The following is a 24,665-nucleotide window of genomic DNA, read 5'->3' as shown; positions in this document are numbered from 1 at the left end:
TATTTTGCATAAAAATACACACACTTACTTTTGTATGCAACCGGAAACCTTCCCGCTGGTGAATTATCTTATCAACTGGCCCGTTTACCGCCGGATTTACCGATGGCCCGGTGCAGGTCGTTGATTCGCTTCAGGGATTTCACCGTTTTTTGTGGCGTGGTCGAGGCCACCGACAGGACAATCATCTCCAGACAGACCAGCACCGTGCCGTGCAGCGGCATCCGGCTACTGTCCCCGCCGCGCGGGACGTCGATCACCACCTGCGCCTCCTGGCTGAAGCGCGAGTCCACCGCCTGGGTCAGCAGGATGGTCGGAATTCCCAGCCGCTTCGCCTCGCGCAGGGTGGTCATCCCTTCGCGATGGGGGGATTTTTGCCCCATCATGATCAGCACATCGCCGCGCTGCAGGCCGATAAGCTGTTCGGCGAGGCTAAAGCCCGTGCGGTTCATCACGTAAGCCGGCAGGCCAATGCGGCTGAACAGCCGGGCGGTGTACTCGGCGAGGATCCCCGAAGCGCCAATGCCGAAAATCCCCACCTGGCGCGCGTCGCTGAGCAACGCCACCGCCTGGGCCACCGCCGCGCGGTTGTCGGCCCGCGACAGGACCTCGCAGACCCGCTGGTGCCCTTCAAGCACAAAATCAATACTGGAATTGACGTCGCTGGCGAGTGCGGTGACCGTCGAGCGCATCTTTTCCGCCGAGGTGACCGAGGTACCGAACCAGCGCTCCATAGTCTGCTTAAGTTCGCGCAGCCCGGCGAAGCCCAGCGCCTGGATGGCGCGCACCACCGTGGCGTCAGAGGTCTGGGTCGCGGTGGCGATCTCCATCGCCGTCTGCTCCAGCACCACCTCGCGGTTGTCGTTGATATAGCTGACCACGGCCCGCAGGCGGGGAGAGAGCTGATGCGCCCGGGCGCGATAGCGTTCGCCGAACAGGTCGACCCGCCCCTTCTCTTTTTTTACCGCGCTTTTCATTTGGCCTCCGCCGGGATCGGCCTGCCGGCAATATGCGACTGCACCTGGGCCACCATCAGGGAGAGCGCGGCGTAGGAGTTGGAGATCACCTCCTCCCGCGGCAGCAAAATATAGCGCCCGGTGCGGCAGGCGCGCATAAAGTCGCACCAGCCGGGCATCACGCCTTCCATCGCCTGCAGCTCATCCTGCGGCTTACCGCCGGTATCCGACCGCCAGGTGGCGAAGACAAAATCGGCGTCCAGCTCCGGCAGCTGTTCCGCGCTGACGTCAATTCGCTGGCCGTCGGGGATCCGCTCAATCAACGGCGGAAAGCGGAACCCGGCGTCGCGCAGCACCCTGCCCAGCGCGTGGTAAGAATGATGCACCGTGACCTTGCCGTTGTTCGCCTGGATCACCGAGACGCTGTATTGCGACGGGTTGACCATCGCTTTCAGCTGCTTGATTTGCTCCTGATAGCGACGCTCGAGGATCGCCAGCCGCGGCTGGGTGCCGGTCAGCTGCGCCAGCTTGCGGTAAATCTCCGGGGCGCTGCCCTGCAGATGGTCGATGCTCACCGTCGGGGCAATCTTCTCCAGCTGCTCCACCGACACGTGACGGCTGGGCTCGGTGATGATCAGATCCGGCCTGGCGGCGGCCACCGCTTCCAGATCGATATCGGCGGTGCCAATAAAGCGGATACCGCTATTGTCGAAATCGACGCCGGTGAGCTGGGCGCTGGAGCGCAGATAGTGGCTGCCGTCCGGCCGCGTCCGGCCGTGGCTGGCGATGGGCGGCGCCCCGAGCTCAATCAGCGGAATGGTAATGTCGAGATCGTGCATCGAAACGATACGCTGCGGATGGAGCGGGACGGTGACCGTGCGGCCTAAATCATCGGTAAAAGTCTGAGTTTGTGGGTCGGCGGCGCTGACGGCCCCCGTCAGCAACAGCAGCAATGAGACGAACCAACGCATAATACCTTCCTGGTTAAAGGGCATCGCGGCGACGCCAGAGCAAGACAACAAAAAACGGGCAGCCCACCAGGGCAATAACAATCCCCGCCGGGATCTGCAGCGGCGCAAACGCCAGCCGGCCAAGGGTATCGGTCATCAGCACCAGCAAGGCGCCAATCAGCGCGCTACCGCTCAGCAGCGATACCTGGCCGCCGCGCAGCACAAAACGCGCCATATGCGGCGCCATCAGGCCAACAAAGCCCAGGCTGCCGACGCAGGAGACACTGGCCGAGGTCAGCAGCACCGGGGCGAAAAAGCGCAGCAGCGTGAGCTGCTGCAGACGCACCCCAAGGCCGATGGCGGTCCGGTCGCCCAGCAGCGCCGCGTCCGCCGCCCGGGCGGTACAAAACAGGATGATGGCCCCGGGCAGCGCCCAGCAAAAGGCCACCGCCAGCAGCGGCCAGGTGGCGGCCTGCAGGCTGCCCGCCAGCCAGATCATCGCCGTCTGCACGTCGCGAACGTCGGCGGTGGTCATAAAGATGCCGACCGCCGCCGCCAGGGTCCAGGAGACGCCGACGCCAATTAAAATAAAGCGCGGTCGCGAGCAATCGCGCGCCAGCGTCAGGACCAGCAGGGCCACCGCCACGCCGCCGACCATTCCCGCCAGCGGCCGCCAGACCAGGCCTACCGCCGGGAAAAACAGCACCAGCGCCAGGACCACGATGCTGGCCCCCTCTTTGACGCCGATCAGCCCCGGGTCGGCCAGCCCGTTGCGGGTGATGCTCTGCATCGCCGCGCCGGCCAGCCCCAGCATAGCCCCGCACAGCAGCGCCATCAGGATCCGCGGCAGGCGGATATCAAACAGAATAAAGCGCGGCTGCTCGCCAATCTCCTGCGGCGCCAGCAGGGCCCGCGCCAGCGTCGACGCGGGCAGCGGATAGCTGCCGCGGCTGAGGCTGTACAGCCCCAGCGCCAGCAGCATCAGCAGCATTAAGGCAGCAATGTTAAGCGCCGCCGGGCGCAGCAGCAGCTGGCGGGAAGCGAAAACCAGCGGCCTAAAGCCGGCCCGATGGACGGCGCGCATCATTTAAAAAACCTCGCGGCGATAAAGATAAACAGCGGCGCGCCCACCAGGGCGGTCATCGCCCCGGTGGCCAGCTCCTGAGGGGCGACCAGCGTCCGGGCGGCGATATCCGCCAGGAGCAGCACCAGCGCCCCCACCGGCGCCGCCAGGGGCAGCGCCAGGCGGATATCTTCCGTCACCAGACGGCGCACCACGTGCGGCACCACCAGTCCGACGAAGCCGATCGGCCCGGCCACCGCCACCGCCGCGCCGCAGAGCAGCGCAATCGCCAGCAGGCCCAGCAGCCGGGTCTGGACGAGGTTCACGCCGAGGCCCAGCGCTACCTTATCCCCCAGCGCCAGCACGTTGAGGCGCGGGGCAAGGAACAGCGCAACGCCAAGGCCGATCAGCGCCGGGACCAGCGCCGTCCGCAGCGTGCTCCAGTTCAGCCCGGCCAGATCGCCCGCCAGCCAGGTGCGCATCGCCAGCAGCGTTTGTTCATCGAGAATTAATATCGCCGCCGTCACCGCCGACGCAAACGCCGACAGCGCTACCCCGCACAGCGTGATGCGCTGCGGCGTCGCTCCGCCGCGACCGGCAGAGGCCAGCGCCATCACCCCGCCGAACAGCAGCGCCGCGCCGCAGGCGGCGGTCAGCGGCCGCGCGGCGGGGAAAGCGCCGAAGGAGAGCCCCAGCGCAGAGGTCGCCACCACCGCCAGCGACGCGCCGGCGTTAAGGCCGAGGATATGCGGCTCGCCCAGCGGGTTGCGGATCACCGTCTGCAGCAGCAGCCCGGCGACGCCGAGCGCCGCGCCGGTCAGCAGCGCCGCCGCCAGCCGCACCAGGCGCAGTTCGACGATTATCCGCTGATCGAAGTTACGCGGGTTGTACTCCAGCAGCGCCTGCAGCACCGTCTGCGGGGCGATCCAGCGGGCGCCCAGGCCAAGATGCACCAGCGAGCCGGCAATAAGCAGCAGCGTAAGCAGGAGCAGCGCCAGCCGGGGACGGGCGCGCCGCCGCGCGGGATGCAGGCTAACCACGCTCATTGTGCCGCCGCCTGGCGGGCGCGAAACGGCATAAAGAACGGTTTGCCGGTTTGCGGGTTAATCGACATCTGCACGTCAACGTCAAACACGCGTTTAATCAGCTCAGGGCTACAGACTTCACCGTCGCTAATCGTGCCGGCGATGCGCCCCTGTTTAAGGAATACCAGCAGATCGGCATAGTTGACGGCAAAGTTAAGATCATGGAGCACCGTCACCACCGTGCGGCCATGCTCGCGGGTCAGGGTCTGGAGCAGTTCGAGAATATCGACCTGATAGCGCAGGTCGAGCCAGGTGGTCGGTTCATCCAGCAGAATGGTCGCCGTTTGCTGGGCCAGCGCCATGGCGATCCAGCAGCGCTGACGCTGGCCGCCGGAGAGGCTGTCCACCGGCAGATGAGCGAACTCGCGGGTGCCCGTTAAGCGCAGCGCCTCTTCCACCGCCAGCTCATCGGCGTCGGACCACTGGCGCATCAGCCCCTGCCACGGGAAGCGACCGCGCGAGACCAGTTCGAAAACCGTTAACCCTTCCGGCGTCAGCGGCGATTGCGGCAGGATGCCGAGCTGGCGCGAGACGGCCTTCGTCGGCATCTGATGAATGGCTTGCCCGTCCAGACGCACGCAGCCGCCGAGCGGTTTCAGCATCCTGGCGATGGTCGACAGCAGCGTGGATTTGCCGGAGCCGTTCGCCCCGGCCAGCACCGTCATTTTGCCGGTGGGGATGGTCAGGTTGATGTCGTCAACGATCAGGGTCTGGCCGTAGCCGGCCGACAGGGCATCCAGTACGATCCCCTGCTCTGCAGGTGTCACCCGCTGTGGCATAACTCGCTCCTGCGCCGCAGCGTTCCAGGCGATGGCTGGACATTCTGCAGTCAAATCAAAATAAATCTCATTCTCTTTTGATCATGACGGGGATGAATGTAGTAGTCAATAGTCGCCATCGTCTTCTGGCGCGGACGATGACTACAGCGAGGCCGCGCCAACGCAATAGAATCAAAATAAAATAATATCAAAGAGATAACCACAGGATATTCCCTGATGGAGGTGTTTAAAACGCCCTGTACCCCGCCGCTGATTTTTTATCTTGCATAACGTTTACTACTACATTCCTTCATGGTTGAATGATTCTCAATTACACACATAAAGGCGCGTTCAGACGCTAAATCGCGTGTTTTTATTATTCAGGGCAATGATTTTATTGGCTTTATCTGACCGCAAAGGCAGATTCGTTCACGAGAAAAAGATAATGACTCAACCCCATGTCGCCTTCACCTCGTTGCAAGGGCGGGCGCTTTTTTCGCTTCTTTTTTTAGCCTCACCGGGATTAATGGCCGCGGAAAATAACGCGGCGAAAGGTAACAACGACGCGGAAGAGACCATCACCGTGGTGGCCGATGGCGCCCAGCAGAGCGCCACCAGCGGCTATCAACCGCTCAGCTCCTCTACCGCGACGCTGACCGCGATGCCGCTGCTGGATATTCCGCAGGTGGTGAATACCGTCAGCGACCGGGTTCTCGAAGATCAGCACGCCACCTCGCTCGACGAGGCGCTGTATAACGTCGCCAACGTGGTGCAAACCAACACCCTCGGCGGCACCCAGGACGCCTTTACCCGCCGCGGCTTCGGCGCTAACCGCGACGGCTCGATCATGACCAACGGTCTGCGCACCGTTCTGCCGCGCAGCTTTAACGCCGCCACCGAACGGGTGGAAGTCCTGAAGGGACCCGCCTCGACGCTGTACGGTATTCTCGACCCCGGCGGGCTGATCAACGTCATCACCAAACGTCCGGAGCGGCAGTTCTCCGGTTCGGTTTCCGCGACGTCCACCAGCTTTGGCGGCGGTACCGGCAGCGTCGACGTCACCGGCCCCATCGAAGGCACAAATCTGGCGTACCGGCTGATTGGGGACTATCAGAATGAAGATTACTGGCGCAATTTCGGTAAAAACAAAAGCCGCTTTATCGCCCCTTCCCTGACCTGGTTTGGCGACCGGGCAACGGTGACCGCGTCCTATTCGCACCGCGACTACAGCGCGCCCTTTGACCGCGGCACTATTTTCGATCTGAATACCGGCCATGCGGTGAACGTCGATCGCAAAACCCGCTTCGATGAAGCGTTTAATATTACCGATGGCTATTCCGACCTCGCCCAGCTCAACGCCGAGTATCGCCTGAACGACGCCTGGACCGCGCGCTTCGACTACAGCTACAGCCAGGATCACTATAACGATAACCAGGCGCGAGTAATGGCTTATGATTCGGCGACCGGCAACCTGACCCGCCGGGTCGATGGAACCCATGGCTCCACGCAGAAGATGCACTCGACCCGCGCCGACCTGCAGGGCAACGTGGTGGTGGGCGGCTTTTATAACGAACTGCTGACCGGCGTCGCCTATGAGAATTACGATCTGCTGCGCACCGATATGCTGCGCTGCAAGAACGTGAAAGGCTTTAATATCTATCATCCGGTCTACGGCACCCTCGACACCTGCAATACCGTCTCCGCGTCCGACAGCGATCAGCGGATCCAGCAGGAGAGCTATGCCGCTTACGTGCAGGACGCGCTGTACCTGACCGACAACTGGATCGCCGTCGCCGGCGTGCGCTACCAGTATTACACCCAGTACGCCGGTAAAGGCCGACCGTTTAACGTCAATACCGACAGCCGCGATGAGAAATGGACGCCGAAAGCCGGCCTGGTCTACAAAGTGACGCCGAACGTGTCGCTGTTCGCCAACGTCGCCCAGTCGTTTATGCCGCAGTCGTCGATCGCCAGCTATATCGGCGAGCTGCCGCCGGAAGAGTCCACCTCCTACGAAGTGGGCGCCAAATTCGACCTGCTGGAGGGCATTACCGCCAATATCGCGCTGTTTGATATTCATAAGCGCAATGTGCTGTACACCGAGAGCATTGGCGATGAGACGGTGGCCAAAACCGCGGGCAAGGTGCGTTCCCAGGGCGTGGAAGTGGATCTGGCGGGGTCCATCACCGATAACCTCAGCGTGATCGCCAGCTACGGCTACACCGACGCCAAAGTGCTGGAAGATCCGGATTACGCCGGGAAACCGCTGCCGAACGTACCGAAACACACCGGTTCGCTGTTCCTGACCTATGACATTCATAACGTCTACAACAGCAACACCCTGACGGTGGGCGGCGGCGGCCATGCGCTCAGCAAGCGCTCCGGCACCAACGGCGCGGATTATTATCTACCGGGCTATGCGGTGGCGGACGTGTTCGCCGCCTATAAGATGAAGCTGCAGTATCCGGTGACGCTGCAGGTGAATGTGAAGAATCTGTTTGATAAGACCTATTACACCTCTTCCATCGGCACCAATAACCTCGGCAATCAGATTGGCGATCCGCGTGAGGTACAGTTCACGGTGAAGATGGATTTTTAATCTTTCTCATGGCACCGGATGCCCATTGCCGGGCGGCGCTGCGCTTGCACCGGCCTACGTTCTTTCCCCTTCTGTAGAGATCGCTGGCCCGGTAAGGCGCAGCCGCCACCGGGCAAAACGTGGCGCATGGCGCCGGATGTCCATTGCCGGGCGGCGCTGCGCTTGCACCGGCCTACGGTCCTTCCCCTTCCTCTCGAGTTCCCAGGCCCGATAAGGCGCAGCCGCCACCGGGCAAAACGCGGCGCATGGCGCCGGATGTCCATTGCCGGGCGGCGCTGCGCTTGCACCGGCCTACGTTCTTTCCCCTTCTGTGGAGTTCGCAGGCCCGGTAAGGCGCAGCCGCCACCGGGCAAAACGTGGCGCATGGCGCCGGATGTCCATTGCCGGGCGGCGCTGCGCTTGCACCGGCCTACGTTCTACGGTCCTTCCCCTTCTGTGGAGTTCGCAGGCCCGGTAAGGCGCAGCCGCCACCGGGCAAAATCGTGGCGCATGGCGCCGGATGCCCATTGCCGGGCGGCGCTGCGCTTGCACCGGCCTGCGGTCCTTCCCCTTCCTCTCGAGTTCCCAGGCCCGGTAAGGCGCAGCCGTCACCGGGCAAAACGTGGCGCATGGCGCCGGATACCCGTTGCCGGGCGGCGCTGCGCTTGCACCGGCCTACGGTCCTTCCCCTTCCTCTCGAACTCGCAGGCCCGGTAAGGCGCAGCCGCCACCGGGCAAAACGTAGCGCATGACGCCGGATGTCCATTGCCGGGCGACGCTGCGCTTGCACCGGCCTGCGGTCCTTCCCCTTCCTCTCGAGTTCCCAGGCCCGATAAGGCGCAGCCGCCACCGGGCAAAACGCGGCGCATGGCGCCGGATGTCCATTGCCGGGCGGCGCTGCGCTTGCACCGGCCTGCGGTCCTTCCCCTTCTGTGGAGTTCGCAGGCCCGGTAAGGCGCAGCCGCCACCGGGCAAAACGTGGCGCATGGCGCCGGATGCCCATTGCCGGGCGGCGCTGCGCTTGCACCGGCCTGCGGTCCTTCCCCCTTCCTGTCGAGTTCGCAGGCCCGGTAAGGCGCAGCCGCCACCGGGCAAAACGTGGCGCATGGCGCCGGATGCCCATTGCCGGGCGGCGCTGCGCTTGCACCGGCCTACGTTCTACGGTCCTTCCCCTTCTGTGGAGCTCGCAGGCCCGGTAAGGCGCAGCCGCCACCGGGGAGTGCGTTTACCCTACCAGTCCTCCTCCTGGCCGAGGATACGCAATATATCCTGACGATGCTGCAGCAGCTGCGGGTTATCGCGGTGGCGGGGAAAGGCCAGCGGCAGCGCGAACTCGGCGATAATCCGCCCCGGACGCGGCGACATCACCAGCACCCGCTCGCACAGCAGCAGCGCCTCTTCGATATCGTGAGTCACCAGCAGGCTGGTATACCCCTGCTGCTGCCAGAGGGCGATCAGCTCCCGCTGCATGCTGATGCGGGTCAGCGAGTCAAGCTTGCCCAGCGGCTCGTCGAGCAGCAGCAGGCGCGGCTCGTTCAACAGCGCGCGCGCCAGCGCGGCGCGCTGCGCCATCCCCCCTGACAGCTGCCGCGGCCACGCTTCGCTGAAGGCCTGCAGACCGATGCGGTCAATCAGCGCGTCGGCCTTTGCTTCCAGCCCCCTTTTGCCCTGCGCCTGCGGGCCCAGCAGCACGTTCTGCCGCACCGTCAGCCACGGATAGAGCGTCGGGTCCTGAAACACCAGTATGCGCTCCGGCCCCGGAGCGCCGAGCGGCGCGCCGTCGAACTGCATCTGTCCGCTCTGCGGGGCTTCCAGCCCGGCCAGCAGCCGCAGCAGGGTGGATTTACCGCAGCCGGAAGGGCCCAGCAGCGCCACGCTTTCCCCTGGCCGCAGCTGCAGGCTGATATTCTCCAGCACCGGCACCGCCTGTTTGCCGAGCGTAAACGCGTGATGAAGATGGCTTATCGATACCGCCGCGCCGCGCGCTATCGTCTGCGAACCTGACGTCGCGGTTACCATTGCATCCCTCCCCGCTGCCAGCTCAGCAGCTTATCGCGCAGCATAAATAATCCGCTGATCAGGCCGGAGCACAGCAAGGCCATCACCAGCAGCGCGGCGTACATATTGGGATAGGCCGCCCAGCCCTGGGCCCACTGGAGGTAAAAGCCGATCCCCGACTTCACCCCCACCATTTCAGCCACAATCAGCACCGAAAACGACGCGCCAAGCCCCATAAACAGGCCGACAAAGACGTTCGGCAGCGCGGCGGGGATCGCTACCCGCAGGATCAGGAAACGCTGGCTGGCGCCGAGGGTCCGCGCCACGTCGTACCACGCCTTGTCAATGCCGATGACCCCGGACCAGGTCAGCACCGTGACCGGGAACCAGGTGCTCAGCGCAATCAAAAACACGCTGGCGCCGAAGCTTGACGGAAAGATAAACAGGCACAGCGGCAGCAGCGCGGTGGACGGCACCGGCCCCAGCAGGCGTAACACCGGATGGACCCAGTAGCCTATCCGTTGCGACCAGCCAATGGCCAGACCGGTGACGAACCCGCTGCTGGTGCCGAGCAGCACCCCAAGCCCCAGCAGCCCCAGGGAGTGCAGCAGGCTGTCGAGCAGACGCGGCCAGTCGTCGTGCAGCACCTCGATCAGCGCCTGCGGCGGCGCGAAAAACGGCACCGGCAGCACGCCGCTCTTGGCGGTCAGCCCTTCCCAGGCAGCGAACAGCACCGGCAGCAGCGCCAGCCACTTGCCGGCATGCAGCACGCGCGCGCCGCGCGCTCGCCAGTAGCGATAGCTCAGCGCCAGCAGTAGCAAGCCGCCGCCGAAGGCGAACTGCGCCAGCGCCCAGCCCTCGCTAAACGGCCAGCGCCGCCCGGCATCGGGCCAGGCCAGGGTGAACAGACCGCCCAGCAGCCACAGCGCGGCGGCCAGCAGCCCTTCTCCCCACAGCGGCGCGCGGCCGGTTGGGCGCGCCAGCGCCTGCTCAGGCGAATACGTTGGCATAGATACTCTCCGCAAACTGATGGGGATCGGTGCCCGGTTTGATCACCTGCACCCGCTGCAGGTCGACCGCATACTGCGTCAGCTCTTTCACAAACGCCTCACCCACCGCGTGGTGGCCGTGCCCCTGTCCGTGCAGAATGCCGCTTACCTCCGCTTCACTGGTGTTGAGCGCATGGGCGAGGAAAGATTGCGCCACGCTTTCCGGATGTTCGGCGGCATAGCTGTGCGCTTCAAGGATTGCCTGGGTGAGCGCCGCGGCGGCCGGTTTATGGTCCCGCGCCAGGCTCCCGCTCACCCCCAGCACGCAGCAGCTCAGATTGGCATAGTCCCCGGTCATATTGCTGGCGATCAGCTGATACTTGCCGGTCTCCAGCAGCCGATAGCTGAACGGCTCGCTGCCGCTGATGGCGGCGATCTCGCGCTTATCCAGCGCCACGCTGAGCAGATCCGCCGGGTAGACTTTCCACTGCACGTCGCTTATCGGATCGATACCGTGGCGCTTAAGCAGGATGGCGAAGAAGTTTTTATCCGGCCCGGCCATGTCGGTGACGCCGATGGTTTGCCCTTTCAGGCTCTCAAGGCCGTTGAACGGCGACGCTTTGGCCGTCAGCAGGTTCAGACAGCCGCCATGGGTCCCGGCGGTGAGCTTGACGTCAAAGCCCTGCTCCAGCGCCTTCAGCCAGCGCAGCGCCATCCCCACCCCGGCGTCGGCCTTGCCGGTAGCGATCGCCTCCAGCAGCACATCGGTGGAGTTGCCGAAGTTAACAAACTCAACGTCGAGGTTATATTTACTGAAAATCTTCTGCTGCTCGGCGACGGCGACCGGCGCGAGGCAAACCGCGCTTTTGTTGATCGCCAGCTTGATCTTGTACGGCTGCGGCAGGCGCAGCGCCGGATGAGCATCGCCGCTGGCCATTTCCGCCATATCGTGAGCCCACAGCGGCAGGGAAACCCCGGCCAGCGCCAGGCCACCGCTTAGCTTTAAAAAACGACGACGGGAAAAAGCGGACGGGGTCATGGCGTTACCTCCGCGTGGGCCGGCCCGGCGGGCACGCTAAAGCTGGGGTCAAAGGTCGGCTTCACGTCCAGCCGGGTGCGGATCAGGCCGTTGGCGAGATAAAAGTCCGCCGTCGCCTGCTGCTGGGTCACCGTTTCCTCCGCCAGCGACTGCCACTGCGACTGGCGGTTGGCAAACTGCGCGCGGGCGATCTCCGCCGGGAAGCGGATGATCTCCCCCAGCGTTTTGCCGTAGCTGTCGAGATTGGCGTAGGCCCAGCGTTCGGCGCCGGCCAGGCGCTGGAGATAATCCTGCAGCGCGGCGCGCTTTTGCGGATCGTTAAGCGCTGAATCCGTTGCCGCAAGGAAGGTATTCCCCGGCAGCAGCCCTTTGCCGCTCACCAGGATCTGCCCCTCGTTGGTCTTCACCATCTGGGTGGTGTAGGGCTCCCAGGTCGCCCAGGCGTCCACCGAACCGTTAAGCAGCGCCACTTTGGCGTCAACCGGACCGAGGAACACCCACTGCACCTCCTTCGGTGAAATCCCCGCCTGCTCGAGCGCTTTCAGCGCCACGAAATGGCCAATCGACCCTTTGCCGGTGGCAATGCGCTTGCCTTTTAACCCGGCGGCGGTTTTTATCGCGCTGCCGGGAGAAACCAGCACCGCGGTCCCCGCCGGGTTGCTTTTGTCCACGGCGATCGCTTTTACCGGCGCGCCGTTAGCCAGGGCGAAGAGCAGCGGCGCATCGCCGATGATCCCCGCGTCCACCGCGCCAGCGTTAAGGGCTTCCGCCAGCGGCGCGGCGGCCGGAAATTCGGCCCACTTAATGTCGTAGGGGAGGTTTTGCAGGGCGTTGGCCGCCTCCAGCTGCGAACGCATGCCGCCTTTTTGATCGGCGATGCGCAGGGTAAGCCGCTCCTGCGCCGTCGCGTAACCGCCCAGCGCCAGCAGCATCAGCGCTGCCGCCACCCGGCCTGAGAATGATAGACGCATCGTGATTATCCTTGTGATTGAAAGACGAAGTGGCCGGCTGCCAGCCAGGCGCTGTCGCTCTGCGGGGTATGCACCCGGCCGCAGAGCACATTGCGGTAGTGGCGTTCCAGCGGGTTTTGTCGGCTGAGGCCATTATTGCCGGTCAGCTCGAGCGCGATATTCACCGCCTGAATGGCGTTGTCGGTGATGGTGACTTTTGCCAGGTTGGCCTCGATGGCGGAAAAGCGCAGCGCGGCGGCCTGCTCCAGCAGGCTGCGGTTAACCAACAGCAGTTCGGCGATCTGCCCGACCTTCTCCTGCACTCGCGGCAGGCGGGAAAGCGGATGGCCGAGACCCGCGGGCACCCGCCCCGCCAGCCACCCCACCAGCCAGTCGTGAGCGGCGCGGGCGATGCTGTCATAGATCGCCGCCAGCAATGCCGTCTGTCGGTTGGCGAACAGGCGCAACGGTTCCGCCTGGGCGGCGGGTGGCGCATCGACCGGCCAGACATCCACCGCATGCTCTGCCGCCACCCGCACGTGGCGAAAAATCACCTCATGGCTGCCGGTAGCCCGCATCCCGGCGTGATCCCAGCTTTTCACCACGCTAATCCCCGGGCTGTCGCCAGGCACCAGCCAGGTGCCCACCCGCGGCGGGTTCTCATCGCTTCTCGCCCAAACCGCCAGCCAGCGCAGCCCTTCAATGCCGGTGGTATAGATTTTATGGCCGTTGATGTCCCAGCCGTCCGCGCGGCGGCTCGCCACGGTGTCCGGCAGGCCGCCGCGCGCCGGGGAGCCCAGATCCGGCTCAACGCGCAGACTGTTGATCAGGCCGCCGTGTTCGACGGCATCATGAAAAACCTGCTGGCGCAGCGGCGCGTGCCAGGCGTCGTTTTCCGCCAGCCGCAAATGGTGCAGATACTGCATGCAGACGATCAGCGCCGTCGCCGGCTCACCCCAGGCGATGGCGGCGATGGCCTGCTGCAGCTGGGCCAGGCTGGCGCCCGCGCCGCCGTATGCACGCGGCACGGCGAGGCTTAACCAGCCCCCCGCGCGCAGCGGGTCGATATTGCGCCAGGGAAAGTCGCCGCTGGCGTCAAGGCTGGCCGCCTGCTCCGCCATCTGTTGGCGTACCGCCGTCAGCTGCTGCGCCCAGTCGTCGCGCTCAGGATGGATCACGATGCGCGCTCCGCCACCGCACGCCGCGCGGCTTTTTCACGAGCGATCGGCAGCAGCGCCCGGCCGTAGTCTGCCGCATCGTTCAGCGGGTCGAATCCGCGGATCAGGAAGTTGCGCACCCCGAGGTCGTAGTAGTCAAGCAGCGCATCGGCCACCTGCTCCGGGGTGCCTACCAGCGCGGTGGAGTTATGCCCGCCGCCCACCAGCTGGGCGATGCCGGTCCACAGGCGTTTGTCCACCACTCTGCCCTGCGCGGCGGTGGCCCGCAGCCGCTGGGCGCCGATGCTGTCCGGTTTGGCCTTGAACCCGCCCCCGCGCTGCGCCGCCTGCTCGGTGGCGACGTGCAGGATATGCTCGGCTTTCTCCCAGGCCTCGGCTTCGCTGTCGGCGATAATCGGCCGGAACGAGACGCTGAAGCCAATATCACGCTGGTGTTTCGCCGCTTCGGCGCGCACGCGCTGGATGGTCTCCCCGGTTTGCGCCAGCGACTCGCCCCACAGGGCGAAGACGTCAGCGTGTTTGCCAGCGACAGCGATGGCCGCTTCCGACGAACCGCCGAAGTAGATGGGAAGGTGCGGCTTTTGCAGTGGACGAATGGCTGACCAGGCCTGTTCGGCCTGATAAAAATCGTTGTGAATATCTACCGGCTGCTCACTGGTCCACACCCGGCGTACGACGTCAAGGAAGGCGTCGGTGCGGGCATAGCGCTGGTCGTGATCGAGGTAATCGCCGTCCCGGCGCTGCTCGGCGTCATTGCCGCCGCTGATGATATGCACCGCCAGTCGGCCCCCCAGCAGATGCTCAAGGGTGGCGAATTTGCGCGCGGCAAGGGTCGGCGAGACAAAACCGGGGCGATGGGCCAGCAGGTACTGAATTTTCTGCGTCGACAGTCCGGCCAGGGCGGTCACCAGAAAGCCGTCGGGTTGATCGGACCAGTGACCCACCAGCAGGCGATCGAACCCGGCGGCTTCATGGGTTTGCGCAAAGCGAACGATATAGTCGCGGTCAAAGATCGGCCCCACCGGGGCAATCGTTTCGGAAGAGAGGCGATGGCCAATCATGCCGAGAAACTGAATGCTCATGAACAACTCCTTGCGTCAGGGTAATGGAGTGGCCGCGACGGCGGCGCTGCTCATTACCCTATACAGGGTGTGTTAATGAACAAAATGCATTTTTATCATATCTTAATATGCAAGACTGGCATTAAACAAAAATACATAGTACTTTCAGTCGGATACTGTCAGCTGCTGCACCACTTTGCTGGCGAAAAAGGTCAGCGGCGACTGCAGGTTTGCCAGATACCGGGCGTGGATCAGCCACAGCGACACCGCAGGCTGAAAGTCGCTGAGGTTGACGACCTCGAGCTCGTCCCGCCACGGGCTGGCCGCCAGCGCCGCCCGCGGCACCAGACCCAGCCCCAGTCCCTGCGCCACCAGCGCCATCTGCAGCTGGGCGCCCGCGCTCTCGACGTTAAGCTTCAGGCGCAGACCCTGGCTTTGCAGCTCGCGGATGAGCCCGGCGCGTAGTCCACAGCCGTCGGGGTTAAGGATCCAGCCCTGTTCGACGCACTCCCGCAGCGACGACGCCCGCAAATTCAGACGCCGGGCGGCAATCGGCACCACCTCCAGGGGACACAGCAGCCGCCCGCTGTAGCCCTCGGCGAGGGTCTGCTGGGCGGGGCCCATCGCCAGCATGCCGTCCAGTTCGCCGTTTTCCAGCCGACGCTGCAGCTCTCCGCTCCAGCCGCAGGCGACCTGCGGGGACAGTGCGGGAAACTGCTGGCTCAGCGCCGCCAGCGCCGCCGGCAGCGCGATCTCGCTGATACTCTGCGGTACACCGAGACGCAGCGCGCCGCGCGGCTCGCCTTCCGGATCCAACAGGCTGTAAAGCTTTTTCGTCTCGCGCTTAATGCTCAGGCACTGCTCGTACACCCGCTGACCGGCGGCGGTCAGGGTCAGCGGGCGGGTCTGACGCGCCAACAGCGTGACGTTCAGCTCCTGCTCCAGACGCTGCAGGCGCCGGGTGATAGCCGACTGGGTGATCCCCAGATAGTCCGCCGCCTGATTAAGGGAAGAAAACTGCACCGTGGCCAGCAGAGCGTCAATATCGTCGATGCGCATAGGATCCTTATGTGTAATTTGCATATTAATATATGCGTAAATTGCATTTAAATAATATTAACGCCTCTGTTAGCGTTTTGACCAGTCCCTCTTACAGGAACCGCACATGACTGGACCACGACTGGAAAAATTACGCCATTTTATTCATGCGGTTGATCGCCTGCACCGTGAACACCACCAGACCGCGCCGCTGCTTGACGCCGTGGCCCAACGGCTGGCGGCGCTGGTACGTCACGACGACTGGCTGCCGGAAGAGTACACCCTGCCGCACCCGCACCATTACCAGCAGTATCTGCTGCATGCCGACTCCGGGGAGCGCTTCTCGATCGTCAGCTTCGTCTGGGGGCCGGGACAGGCGACGCCGATCCATGACCACCGGGTATGGGGGGCCATTGGTATGCTGCGCGGCGCGGAGGAGAATCAACGCTACCAGCTGGATGCAGACGGCATACCGCGGCCGCTGGGCGCCGTCACGCTCCTGCAGGCAGGCCAGGTGGAGAAAGTCTCCGTTGACGATGGCGATATTCATCGCGTCAGCAATGCGCTGGCGGATCGCGTCTCCATCAGCATTCATGTTTACGGCGGCAACATCGGCGCGGTGAAGCGCGCGGTGTATACCCCGGAAGGCCAGCAAAAACCGTTTATCTCCGGCTACGCCAACCGCCATGTGCCCAATATCTGGGATCCCTCCCGCGAACACCAAGGATAACCATTATGTCCACTTACGCTTACCGACAGGCCGCCGGGATCCGCCAGGCGCTGCTCGACCGTCGTGAACTGGCGCTGATCGACGTCCGTGAAGAGGCCGATTTCGCCACCGCTCATCCGCTGTTTGCCGTCAATCTGCCGCTCAGCAAACTGGAGCTGGAGGTGCGCCGGCGGATACCGCGCTTCACCACCCCGATCACCGTCTACGACAATGGCGAAGGGCTGGCGGAGATCGCCGTCGAACGACTGCGGACCTGGGGCTATCAGGATATGGCCCTGCTGGCCGAGGGTCTCGCCGGCTGGCGCCGCAGCGGCGGCGAGCTGTTTCAGGACGTCAACTCCGCCAGTAAAGCCTTTGGCGAGCTGGTGGAAAGCGTGCGTCACACGCCGTCGCTCAGCGCCCGGGAGGTTCAGGCGCTCATCGACAGCCGACAGGAGGTGGTGATCGTCGACGCCCGGCGCTTCGATGAGTACCAGACCATGAGCATCCCCGGCAGCATCAGCGTGCCCGGCGGCGAGCTGGCCCAGCGGGTGGAGAGCCTGACGCCCTCCCCGCAAACGCCGGTGATCGTCAACTGCGCCGGACGCACCCGCAGCATCATCGGCACCCAGTCGCTGATCAACGCCGGCGTGCCGAACCCGGTCCATGCCCTGCGCAATGGCACTATTGGCTGGACGCTGGCCGGCCAGACGCTGGCGCACCAGCAGCAGCGGCAATACGATCCCTCCGCCCGCGCCTCTGGCGCCCGGGCCGCCGAGGTGGCGCATCTCGCCGAACGGGCCGGGGTGGCGGTCATCGATGAGGCGACCCTGCAACGCTGGCTGCAGCAGAGCGACCGCACCACCTTCCTGTTTGATGTGCGCAGCCCTGAGGAGTACGCGGCGGGCCACTATCCTGGCAGCCTGAGCGCGCCAGGCGGCCAGCTGGTGCAGGAGACCGATCACTTCGCCAGCGTACGAGGGGCGCGAATGGTGCTGCTGGATGACGATGGCGTCCGGGCGGCGATAACCGGCTCGTGGCTGGCGCAGATGGGCTGGGAGACGGCGCGGCTGAGCGCCCTGTCGGCCAGCCAGCTGAGCGAGCGCGGGGTACCAGCCGCCGAAGTGCCCCCCGCCCCGCAGGCGGAGGAGATAAGCCCGGCGCAGCTGGCGCAACAGCTGGACGACCCCGGTACGGTGGTGCTCGATTTCACCACCAGCGCCAACTTTGTCGCCCGCCATATCCCCGGCGCGTGGTGGCTGACGCGCTCGCATCTGCGCCAGGCCCTGGACGCGATCCCTCCCGCTCAACGTTACGTGGTGACCTGCGGCAGCAGCCTGCTGGCCCGCTACGCGGCGCCCGAGGTGGCGGCCTTAACCGGTAAGCCGGTACAGATATTGCGCGGCGGGACGCTGGCGTGGATCGCCGCCGGTCTGCCGCTGGCCCATGGCGACGCCGGCCTCGCTGTCGAGCGCCGGGACCGCTATCGCCGACCCTATGAAGGGACCGATAATTCCGCAGAGGCCATGCAGGCCTATCTGGAGTGGGAGTACGGCCTGGTGGATCAGCTTGCCCGCGACGGCACCCACGGTTTTCGGGTGATCTAACGCCAGCGCGACTCAGGCCTCACGCATGATCCACGAGTACTGAAAGCTCTTCGGCGCCGGAAAATGGGTCCGGCGCCGGTAGGAGCCCAGCGACTGCGGCGTGCAATAGGTGCAGCTCCCCAGCCATTCAACGCTCGTTGACGCCACCCCCGCCTCTGCGAAGATCGCTTCAGCGAAAGCGCGCAGATCAAACCACAGATTATCGCTGCCGCGCGCCGCGGCTTTGAGCGGATCGCTGACCGGACCAGAACGGGAATGGAACAGCCGCTGGCGGTGCCGGGCCACCCGGTCACCGCCGGGCTGGTCCAGCAGTTGCTGATAAAATCCGGCGGAGACTTCGTAACAGCAAGGGTGAATATGCGGCCCCACGGCGATGACCAGATCGGCCAGCGCCGCCCCCTGCTGGCGAAAAGTCGCCAGACTGTTGTCGACAATGCCGCTGGCCAGCCCCTGCCAGCCGGCATGCACGCTGCAGATGAAGCGACCGTCGCGCGAGGCGATCAGTATCGGCAGGCAGTCGGCGGTTACCACCCCCACCTTTTGCCCGGCGACGGCGGTAAACACCGCGTCGGCATGCGGGCGCGTCGGCAGCGGCTGCTGATAATGATGAACCTCATTGCCATGGACCAGCTTCACCGGCGCCATTTCGGCATAGGGAAAGGCGGCGGTTTCGTGGACATCGAGAAACGCGTGGCGGATGCCAGGGATAGCGTCGAGCAAGCGGGAGCGGTAAGCCATAGAGACGATAAGCGACAGAGAATGATGTCTTACCTTAGGCCAGGGCACGCGCAGAGGCAAGGCGGCGGCCCGGCATTTTTTCGCCGGACCGCCGGACAGGCTTCAGACAATGGCCGCGCGCTGCTGGCGATGCATCAGCCAGAACACCGCCACGCCGGCCAGCACAATGCCCGGCGCTGAGGCCGCCATCACCCCGACGGTGCCGGTGCCGAGGGCCAGCATCTTGCCGGCCAGCAGCGGACCGCTCATCGCCCCCAGGCGTCCCACCGCCACGGCGGTGCCGACCCCGGTGGCGCGGATCGCCGCGGGATAGAAGAGCGGCGCCAGCGCGTAGAGCACGCTCTGGCCGCCGGTGGCGAACAGCCCGGCGACAAACCCCGCCAGCAGCATCCCGCTCAGCGACGACGCGCTGCCCAGCGCCAGCAGCGACGCCAGAATGCCGCTGTATATCAGCAGCGACATGCGCAACGGAGTAAGCTTATCCATCAGCGCCCCCAGCAGCAGGGTGCCGCAGGCGGCGCCGATCTGCAGAGAGAACATCACCCCCGCCGCCTGGCTGGCGCTGAATCCCTGGCCTACCAGCAGCATCGGCAGCCAGTTGATCAGCATATAAACCACCAGCAGAGTGAAGAAATAGCCCAGCCACAGCAGCAACGTGGGGGCGGCATGCCCCGGGGCAAACAGGGTGCGCAGCGGCACGCTGGTCTCCACGCGTTGAAACGCCTGCGATTCCGGCAGCCAGCGCATCAGCAGCGGGATCAGCAGCAGCGGAACCACGCCGCCAATCCAGAAGATGGTCTGCCAGGCCGCGGCAAGGCCAGAGAACCCCAGCGCCGCCGCCAGCGCGGCGCCAATGGGCACCCCGCAGTACATCAGGCTCACTGCCCGGCCGCGAAAACGCGGGCCAGCGGCTTCCGAGGTTAAGGCAATCAGGTTCGGCAATGCCGCCCCCAGCCCGACGCCGGTGAGCAGGCGCGCCAGCAGCAGCGTCGGGAAGCTCCAGGCCACCGCGGTGGCCAGCGAGAACAGGCCAAACAGCAGCACCGAGCCCAGCAGGATGCGTTTGCGCCCGTGGCGGTCCGCCAGCATGCCGCCCACCAGCGCGCCGGGCAGCAGGCCGAGGATCCCGGCGCTGAAGATCCAGCCCATCTGCATTTTATCCAGCGCGAAGGCCTGCGCCATGCCGACGGCGGCGATCCCCGCCGCCTGCAGATCCAGCCCCTCCATCAGGGCCACCATAAAACAGAGCCCGATGGTGGCCACCAGGCGCGAGGAGTTTGCGGTCGTTATCTTGGTCATAGGGTACCTTTGCGATAGCCGGACAAGCGGAGCAGGTGATGGGCGGCTGATGCATGGTCAGCCGCCCGTTGTTATTTTTGGCGGTTAAGCAGATCCAGCGCGACGTCGACGATCATATCCTCCTGGCCGCCGACCATCCGCCGTTTGCCCAGCTCGACGAGAATATCCACCGCGCTGAGGCCATAGCGCGCCGCCGCCGCTTCGCTGTGGCGCAGGAAGCTGGAGTAGACCCCGGCGTAGCCCAGCGCCAGCGTTTCGCGGTCGACACGCACCGGGCGGTCCTGCAGCGGCCGCACCAGCTCGTCGGCGGCATTCATCAGCGCGTAGAGGTCGGTGCCATGCCGCCAGCCGAGCTTGTCGGCGGCGGCAATAAACACCTCCAGCGGCGCATTGCCCGCCCCCGCCCCCATCCCGGCCAGGCTGGCGTCGATCCGGTCGCAGCCCTCTTCCACCGCGGCGATAGAGTTAGCCACCCCGAGGCTCAGGTTATGGTGGGCATGCATCCCAGTGGCGGTCTCCGGCTTCAGCACCGCCTTCAGCGCGCGGAAGCGATCGCGAATGTCGTTCATGTTCATCGCCCCGCCGGAATCCACCACGTAGATGCAGGTCGCCCCATAGGATTCCATCTTCAGCGCCTGCTGCGCCAGCGCCTGCGGGGAGATCATATGGCTCATCATCAGAAAACCGACGGTGTCCATCCCCAGCTCGCGGGCAAAGGCAATATGCTGCGCCGCGACGTCCGCTTCGCTGCAGTGGGTGGCGACCCGCACCACCCGCGCCCCGGCCTGATACGCGGCTTTCAGGTCGTGCAGGGTGCCGATGCCCGGCAGCAGCAAGGTGGCGATTTTCGCCTGGCTGACCGCCTCCGCCGCCGCTTCAATCCAGGCGATATCGCTGTGGGCGCCAAAGCCGTAGTTGAAGCTCGATCCCTGTAGCCCATCGCCGTGGGCGACTTCGATGGAGTCCACCCCCGCCTTATCCAGCGCGCCGGCAATCTGCTGCACCTGCGCCAGGGTATACTGGTGACGAATCGCATGCATACCATCGCGCAGCGTCACATCCGAAATGTAGAGTTTTTTACCGTTCATGCTGTCGCTCCCGCCGCGCTGTTCATTGCCCCGGCCATTTTCTCCGCCGTCGCCAGCGCCGCCGAGGTCATAATATCGAGGTTGCCGGCGTACGCCGGCAGATAGTGCGCCGCCCCTTCCACTTCGAGGTAAACCGCGGTTTTCAGTCCGGAAAAACGGCCCACGCCGGGCAGGTTGACCGGATTATCCTCGGGGATAACCTCAAACTGCACCTGCTGCTTCAGCCGGTAGCCAGGCACGTAAGCCTGCACCGCCGCCGCCATCTCGGCGATCGAGGCGGCAATCGCCTCCTGGGACGCCATCTCGCTCAGCACATACACGGTATCGCGCATCATCAGCGGCGGCTCCGCCGGGTTCAGCACGATAATCGCCTTGCCCTTGCCCGCGCCGCCGACCTTTTCAATCGCCTGCGAGGTGGTTTCAGTGAATTCGTCAATATTCGCTCGCGTCCCAGGCCCGGCGGATTGACTGGCGATGGAGGCCACGATCTCCGCGTAATGCACCTTCGCCACCCGCGAGACCGCGGCGACCATCGGGATAGTGGCCTGACCGCCGCAGGTCACCATATTGACGTTGCCCTGGTGGAGATTGGCCTCAAGGTTGACCACCGGCACGCAGTACGGGCCAATCGCCGCCGGCGTCAGGTCGATGACGCGGATCCCTGGCTTCGCTTCGCGCAGCGCGGCATCGTTTTTGACGTGCGCGCCGGCGCTGGTGGCGTCGAAGACAAAGTCGATATCGGCAAACTCCGCCATCTGCATCAGGCCGCCGACCCCTTCGTGGGTGGTCGCGACGCCCATGCGCCGGGCGCGGGCCAGGCCATCCGACTGCGGATCGATGCCGACCATCACCGCCATCTCCAGTTGCTGGCCGTGGCGCAGAATTTTAATCATTAAATCGGTGCCGATATTCCCGGAGCCGATAATGGCGACTTTACGTTTACGCATCACGATGTCCTTCTCCGGCGGCGACGAAGCGTGCCGCGACTGAGCCAATACCTTCAATATGGGCGACAAAGCTGTCCCCCTCGTTAATCGCCACCATCGGGCCTAACGCCCCGGTCAGCACGATATCCCCCGCCCGCAGCGGTTCTCCGAGGCTGGCCATCTTGCGCGCCAGCCACACCGCGGCGTTCAGCGGATGCCCCAGGCACTCGCTGCCCCGGCCGCTGGAGACCAGCTCCTGGTTGCGGGTCATCTGCATGGCGCACGCTTTCAGATCCAGACCCGCCGGTCGCTGCGCCGGGCCGCCGATGACGTACAGGCCGCAAGAGGCGTTATCGGCGACGGTGTCGACAAAGCCGATTGACCAGTCGCGAATGCGGCTGCCCACCACCTCCAGCGCCGGCAGCACCCATTCGATGGCGTTATACAGCTCATCAAAAGTGGTATCGGCATGGGGCAGATCATGTTTCAGCACCAGGGCGATCTCGGCCTCCACCTTGGGCTGCAGCACGCGGCCAAACGGCACATCGGCGTTGTCGCCGTAGCACATGTCGGCAAACAGGGTGCCGAAATCCGGCTGGTTGACCCCCAGCTGCTGCTGCACTTTGGGATGGGTCAGGCCTACCTTGCGGCCCACCACCCGTCGGCCATGGGCCACATGGTGCTGCACGTTCAGGCGCTGGATAGCGTAGGCGGCGTCGGCGTTGTCGACGCCGAGGATATCGCGCAGCGGGGCGATCGCCTGGCCGGTCCGTTCGGCGTCGCGCAACTGCTGCGCCAGCGCGTCAAGAGAAATAGTCATCATCACTCCTTAAGCCCGTGCGAGGAAATTGAGCACCAGCTGATTAAAACTGTCGGCATGTTCCCACTGCGCCCAGTGGCCGCAGTCGCGGTAAATGTGCAGCTCAGAGCCGGCGATCCCGGCGAGCAGGCGTAGTCCGGCGTCCATCGGCACGAAGCGGTCATTGCGTCCCCAGACGATGAGAGTTTGCGCAGCGATCTCGCCGAGCCGCGGGCCAAAGTCAGGGAATTGTTTCGGGTTGGCTTCGAGGCTCTTGACGAAGTTGTCCAGATGGTCGCGGCGCGACAGCATATTGTTCAGCCGCGCCTCGAACAGCGCGTCGGTGAGGTCACGGGTGTCGAAGACGAAAATGCTCATCATCTTCTTCAGGTTTTCAATGGTCGGCTCGCGGTACAGGGCGTTCAGCAGTTTGATGCCTTCCGTCGGCATCGGCGTGAACAGGCTCATGCCGCCGGTTCCCCCGCCCATCAGCACCAGCTTCGCCACCCGCTCCGGCCAGCTCAGGGTGAAGGCCACCGCGCTGTGACCGCCCATCGAGTTGCCCAGCAGATGGACTTTATCGATCCCCAGCTGATCGACCACGCTTTTCAAAATGCGGGCGTTGAGATCCGAACGCGAACCGCTGTTGACGATCGAATCGCTCTTCCCCCACCCCGGACAGTCCAGGAGCAGCAGGCGATAGCCCGCCTCGACCAGCGGGTCAATGTTGCGGCTGAAGTTGGCCCAGCCGGTGGCCCCCGGCCCGGAGCCGTGCAGCATCACCACGGTCTCTTTCCCGTCGCCGCAGTCATTGATATGGATGCGCAGCGTGCGGCCTCCCTCGTCGACGTTGAGGAATCGGCTGGTGGCGTCTTCGGTTTGCGGTTGATAGCTCATGTTAGTCTCCCGGTTAATCAAATCTCGGTGGTGGCGCTCAGCGAGCCGAATCCGGCGATCCACTCGGGGATCGGCCGGTAATAGCGGCCTTCGCTGCGCCAGTGGCCAAAAGCGGATAGCGCGGCAAAGGCGGCCACCCAGGTCTTAATTTCGTGCGTCGATTTGCCGGCCATCGCCGACAGCTCGTCGTTGCCGATCGCGTCCAGTTCGCTCAGCCGCCCCTGCTCCAGCAGGCTCATAAAGCGGTTGTCCCAGACCGGGTTGAGGGGATGGAGCGAGCGCTGGTCTTCGGTAAACCGTCGGGCGGCGCTGATCACCAGCTGCTGGCGCAGCTCGCGTTCGTCCGGCGGCAGCTGTTTGCCGCTGCCGAGCAGGCGGTCGCGCAGATGGGCGTCCGCCTTCGCCAGCTCCGGCACCGGCGGCTGGTGCGAAAGCCCGCCAGAGCCGAGGATCAGCACCCGCTTATTGAGGGTGTTGAGGAAGCGGCCCATCGCCTCGCCCAGCAGCCGGGTGCGTTGAAACCCCGGCAGCGGCGCGGCGACGCCGTTAATAAACACCGGCAGCACCGGCAGGCGATCCAGCCCACCCAGCAAAAACTCCAGCGGCTGGGCGAAGCCATGGTCCACCTGCATGTTGTACGACACCGCCAGGTCGATACCGCTGTTGATCACGGCGTGGGCGCAGGCTTCCGCCAGCTCGGTGGGCACCGGCAGGTCGCCGGCGGCGCTGGCGAAGTCGCCGATGGCGGTGGCGCCGACGCCCAGGCAGAACGGCGGCATCACGTCATAGAAAAAACCGTTGTAGTGATCGGGGGCGAAGAGCACCACCAGCTCGGGATCGAATTCAGCGATCCGCCGCCGGGCGTCGGCAATCACCCCGTTCACCTCATCAAGGACCGCCTGCTCCGGGTCAACGAATCCCACCAGCGGGGTGTGCGACAGACAGTGTAAATAGGCATGCAT

The 24,665-nt window shown here is 64.7% G+C and carries 20 protein-coding genes and 2 pseudogenes; 3 read left to right on the top strand and 19 right to left on the bottom strand.

Annotated elements, in window-relative coordinates:
• Positions 1-71: 71 nt before the first annotated feature.
• The 5 genes and pseudogenes from ACLH1U_RS02230 to ACLH1U_RS02210 form a co-directional block, all read right to left on the bottom strand.
• A pseudogene (locus ACLH1U_RS02230) lies at positions 72-1,005 on the bottom strand (MurR/RpiR family transcriptional regulator).
• Complete coding sequence (locus ACLH1U_RS02225) at positions 971-1,948, bottom strand: ABC transporter substrate-binding protein (protein ID WP_368764311.1); 978 nt, start codon at positions 1,946-1,948, stop codon at positions 971-973. The pseudogene ACLH1U_RS02230 and the gene ACLH1U_RS02225 overlap by 35 nt, the downstream one beginning before the upstream one ends.
• Complete coding sequence (locus tag ACLH1U_RS02220) at positions 1,938-2,990, bottom strand: FecCD family ABC transporter permease (RefSeq protein ID WP_077271427.1); 1,053 nt, start codon at positions 2,988-2,990, stop codon at positions 1,938-1,940. The genes ACLH1U_RS02225 and ACLH1U_RS02220 overlap by 11 nt, the downstream gene beginning before the upstream one ends.
• A complete protein-coding gene (locus ACLH1U_RS02215; RefSeq protein WP_411299017.1) occupies positions 2,987-4,012 on the bottom strand; it encodes a FecCD family ABC transporter permease in 1,026 nt (341 codons plus the stop codon). The genes ACLH1U_RS02220 and ACLH1U_RS02215 overlap by 4 nt, the downstream gene beginning before the upstream one ends.
• Positions 4,009-4,830 carry an ABC transporter ATP-binding protein gene (locus ACLH1U_RS02210; protein WP_023290050.1) on the bottom strand — a complete coding sequence of 274 codons (822 nt, stop codon included), beginning with the start codon at positions 4,828-4,830 and terminating at the stop codon, positions 4,009-4,011. The genes ACLH1U_RS02215 and ACLH1U_RS02210 overlap by 4 nt, the downstream gene beginning before the upstream one ends.
• A 505-nt stretch (positions 4,831-5,335) precedes the next feature.
• Here ACLH1U_RS02210 and ACLH1U_RS02205 point away from each other — a divergent pair.
• Complete coding sequence (locus tag ACLH1U_RS02205) at positions 5,336-7,408, top strand: TonB-dependent siderophore receptor (protein WP_072420003.1); 2,073 nt, start codon at positions 5,336-5,338, stop codon at positions 7,406-7,408.
• A 1,209-nt stretch (positions 7,409-8,617) separates the two neighbouring features.
• On the opposite strand, the gene ACLH1U_RS02200 is transcribed toward ACLH1U_RS02205, so the two are convergent.
• The 7 genes and pseudogenes from ACLH1U_RS02200 to ACLH1U_RS02170 all read right to left on the bottom strand — a co-directional run bounded on the left by ACLH1U_RS02200 (position 8,618) and on the right by ACLH1U_RS02170 (position 15,661).
• Positions 8,618-9,406, bottom strand: coding sequence for an ABC transporter ATP-binding protein (locus ACLH1U_RS02200; RefSeq protein WP_017901271.1), 789 nt, complete (start codon positions 9,404-9,406; stop codon positions 8,618-8,620).
• Positions 9,400-10,395: an ABC transporter permease gene (locus ACLH1U_RS02195; protein WP_044523768.1), complete on the bottom strand. Its 996-nt coding sequence runs from the start codon at positions 10,393-10,395 to the stop codon at positions 9,400-9,402. Before ACLH1U_RS02195 ends, ACLH1U_RS02200 begins: the two co-directional genes overlap by 7 nt.
• Positions 10,376-11,413: an ABC transporter substrate-binding protein gene (locus ACLH1U_RS02190; protein ID WP_044523770.1), complete on the bottom strand. Its 1,038-nt coding sequence runs from the start codon at positions 11,411-11,413 to the stop codon at positions 10,376-10,378. The genes ACLH1U_RS02195 and ACLH1U_RS02190 overlap by 20 nt, the downstream gene beginning before the upstream one ends.
• Positions 11,410-12,384 carry an ABC transporter substrate-binding protein gene (locus tag ACLH1U_RS02185; RefSeq protein WP_023290055.1) on the bottom strand — a complete coding sequence of 325 codons (975 nt, stop codon included), beginning with the start codon at positions 12,382-12,384 and terminating at the stop codon, positions 11,410-11,412. Before ACLH1U_RS02185 ends, ACLH1U_RS02190 begins: the two co-directional genes overlap by 4 nt.
• Positions 12,385-12,389: 5 nt before the next feature.
• Positions 12,390-13,541, bottom strand: a complete 1,152-nt coding sequence (locus ACLH1U_RS02180; RefSeq protein WP_411299016.1) for an acyl-CoA dehydrogenase family protein — start codon at positions 13,539-13,541, stop codon at positions 12,390-12,392.
• Positions 13,528-14,623, bottom strand: a pseudogene (locus ACLH1U_RS02175) (LLM class flavin-dependent oxidoreductase). Before ACLH1U_RS02175 ends, ACLH1U_RS02180 begins: the two are co-directional and overlap by 14 nt.
• Before the next feature lie 144 nt (positions 14,624-14,767).
• Positions 14,768-15,661, bottom strand: coding sequence for a LysR family transcriptional regulator (locus ACLH1U_RS02170; RefSeq protein WP_050533322.1), 894 nt, complete (start codon positions 15,659-15,661; stop codon positions 14,768-14,770).
• Between the two features lie 106 nt (positions 15,662-15,767).
• Between ACLH1U_RS02170 and ACLH1U_RS02165 the strand changes: the two genes are divergently transcribed.
• Together ACLH1U_RS02165 and ACLH1U_RS02160 are read left to right on the top strand one after the other, a co-directional pair.
• On the top strand, positions 15,768-16,370 hold the full coding sequence (locus ACLH1U_RS02165) for a cysteine dioxygenase (RefSeq protein WP_374014615.1): 603 nt from the start codon (positions 15,768-15,770) through the stop codon (positions 16,368-16,370).
• A gap of 5 nt (positions 16,371-16,375) precedes the next feature.
• Positions 16,376-17,956, top strand: a complete 1,581-nt coding sequence (locus ACLH1U_RS02160) for a rhodanese homology domain-containing protein (RefSeq protein WP_411299015.1) — start codon at positions 16,376-16,378, stop codon at positions 17,954-17,956.
• A gap of 12 nt (positions 17,957-17,968) precedes the next feature.
• On the opposite strand, the gene ACLH1U_RS02155 is transcribed toward ACLH1U_RS02160, so the two are convergent.
• From ACLH1U_RS02155 to mhpB, 7 genes are all read right to left on the bottom strand, one after another.
• On the bottom strand, positions 17,969-18,694 hold the full coding sequence (locus ACLH1U_RS02155) for a polyphenol oxidase family protein (protein ID WP_032453224.1): 726 nt from the start codon (positions 18,692-18,694) through the stop codon (positions 17,969-17,971).
• Between the two features lie 102 nt (positions 18,695-18,796).
• Entirely contained in the window at positions 18,797-19,993 is a 1,197-nt protein-coding gene (mhpT, locus tag ACLH1U_RS02150; RefSeq protein ID WP_411299014.1) for a 3-(3-hydroxy-phenyl)propionate transporter MhpT, read from the bottom strand.
• Positions 19,994-20,064: 71 nt separating this feature from the next.
• On the bottom strand, positions 20,065-21,081 hold the full coding sequence (gene mhpE, locus ACLH1U_RS02145; protein WP_101977390.1) for a 4-hydroxy-2-oxovalerate aldolase: 1,017 nt from the start codon (positions 21,079-21,081) through the stop codon (positions 20,065-20,067).
• The gene (gene mhpF, locus ACLH1U_RS02140; protein WP_032453227.1) at positions 21,078-22,028 is read right to left on the bottom strand and encodes an acetaldehyde dehydrogenase; all 951 of its coding nucleotides are present in this window, start codon (positions 22,026-22,028) and stop codon (positions 21,078-21,080) included. Before mhpF ends, mhpE begins: the two co-directional genes overlap by 4 nt.
• A complete protein-coding gene (mhpD, locus tag ACLH1U_RS02135) occupies positions 22,021-22,827 on the bottom strand; it encodes a 2-keto-4-pentenoate hydratase (RefSeq protein ID WP_023290062.1) in 807 nt (268 codons plus the stop codon). Before mhpD ends, mhpF begins: the two co-directional genes overlap by 8 nt.
• A gap of 9 nt (positions 22,828-22,836) precedes the next feature.
• Positions 22,837-23,703, bottom strand: a complete 867-nt coding sequence (mhpC, locus tag ACLH1U_RS02130) for a 2-hydroxy-6-oxonona-2,4-dienedioate hydrolase (protein WP_411299013.1) — start codon at positions 23,701-23,703, stop codon at positions 22,837-22,839.
• 17 nt (positions 23,704-23,720) lie between these two features.
• The gene (gene mhpB, locus ACLH1U_RS02125; protein WP_411299012.1) at positions 23,721-24,665 is read right to left on the bottom strand and encodes a 2,3-dihydroxyphenylpropionate/2,3-dihydroxicinnamic acid 1,2-dioxygenase; all 945 of its coding nucleotides are present in this window, start codon (positions 24,663-24,665) and stop codon (positions 23,721-23,723) included.

The sequence above is a fragment of the Klebsiella sp. 1SOBk5mer genome (assembly GCF_046603115.1).
GTDB lineage: Bacteria > Pseudomonadota > Gammaproteobacteria > Enterobacterales > Enterobacteriaceae > Klebsiella > Klebsiella quasipneumoniae.
The sequence above is the reverse complement of the archived record's forward strand: the minus strand, read 5'-3'. Positions and strand labels throughout refer to the sequence as shown.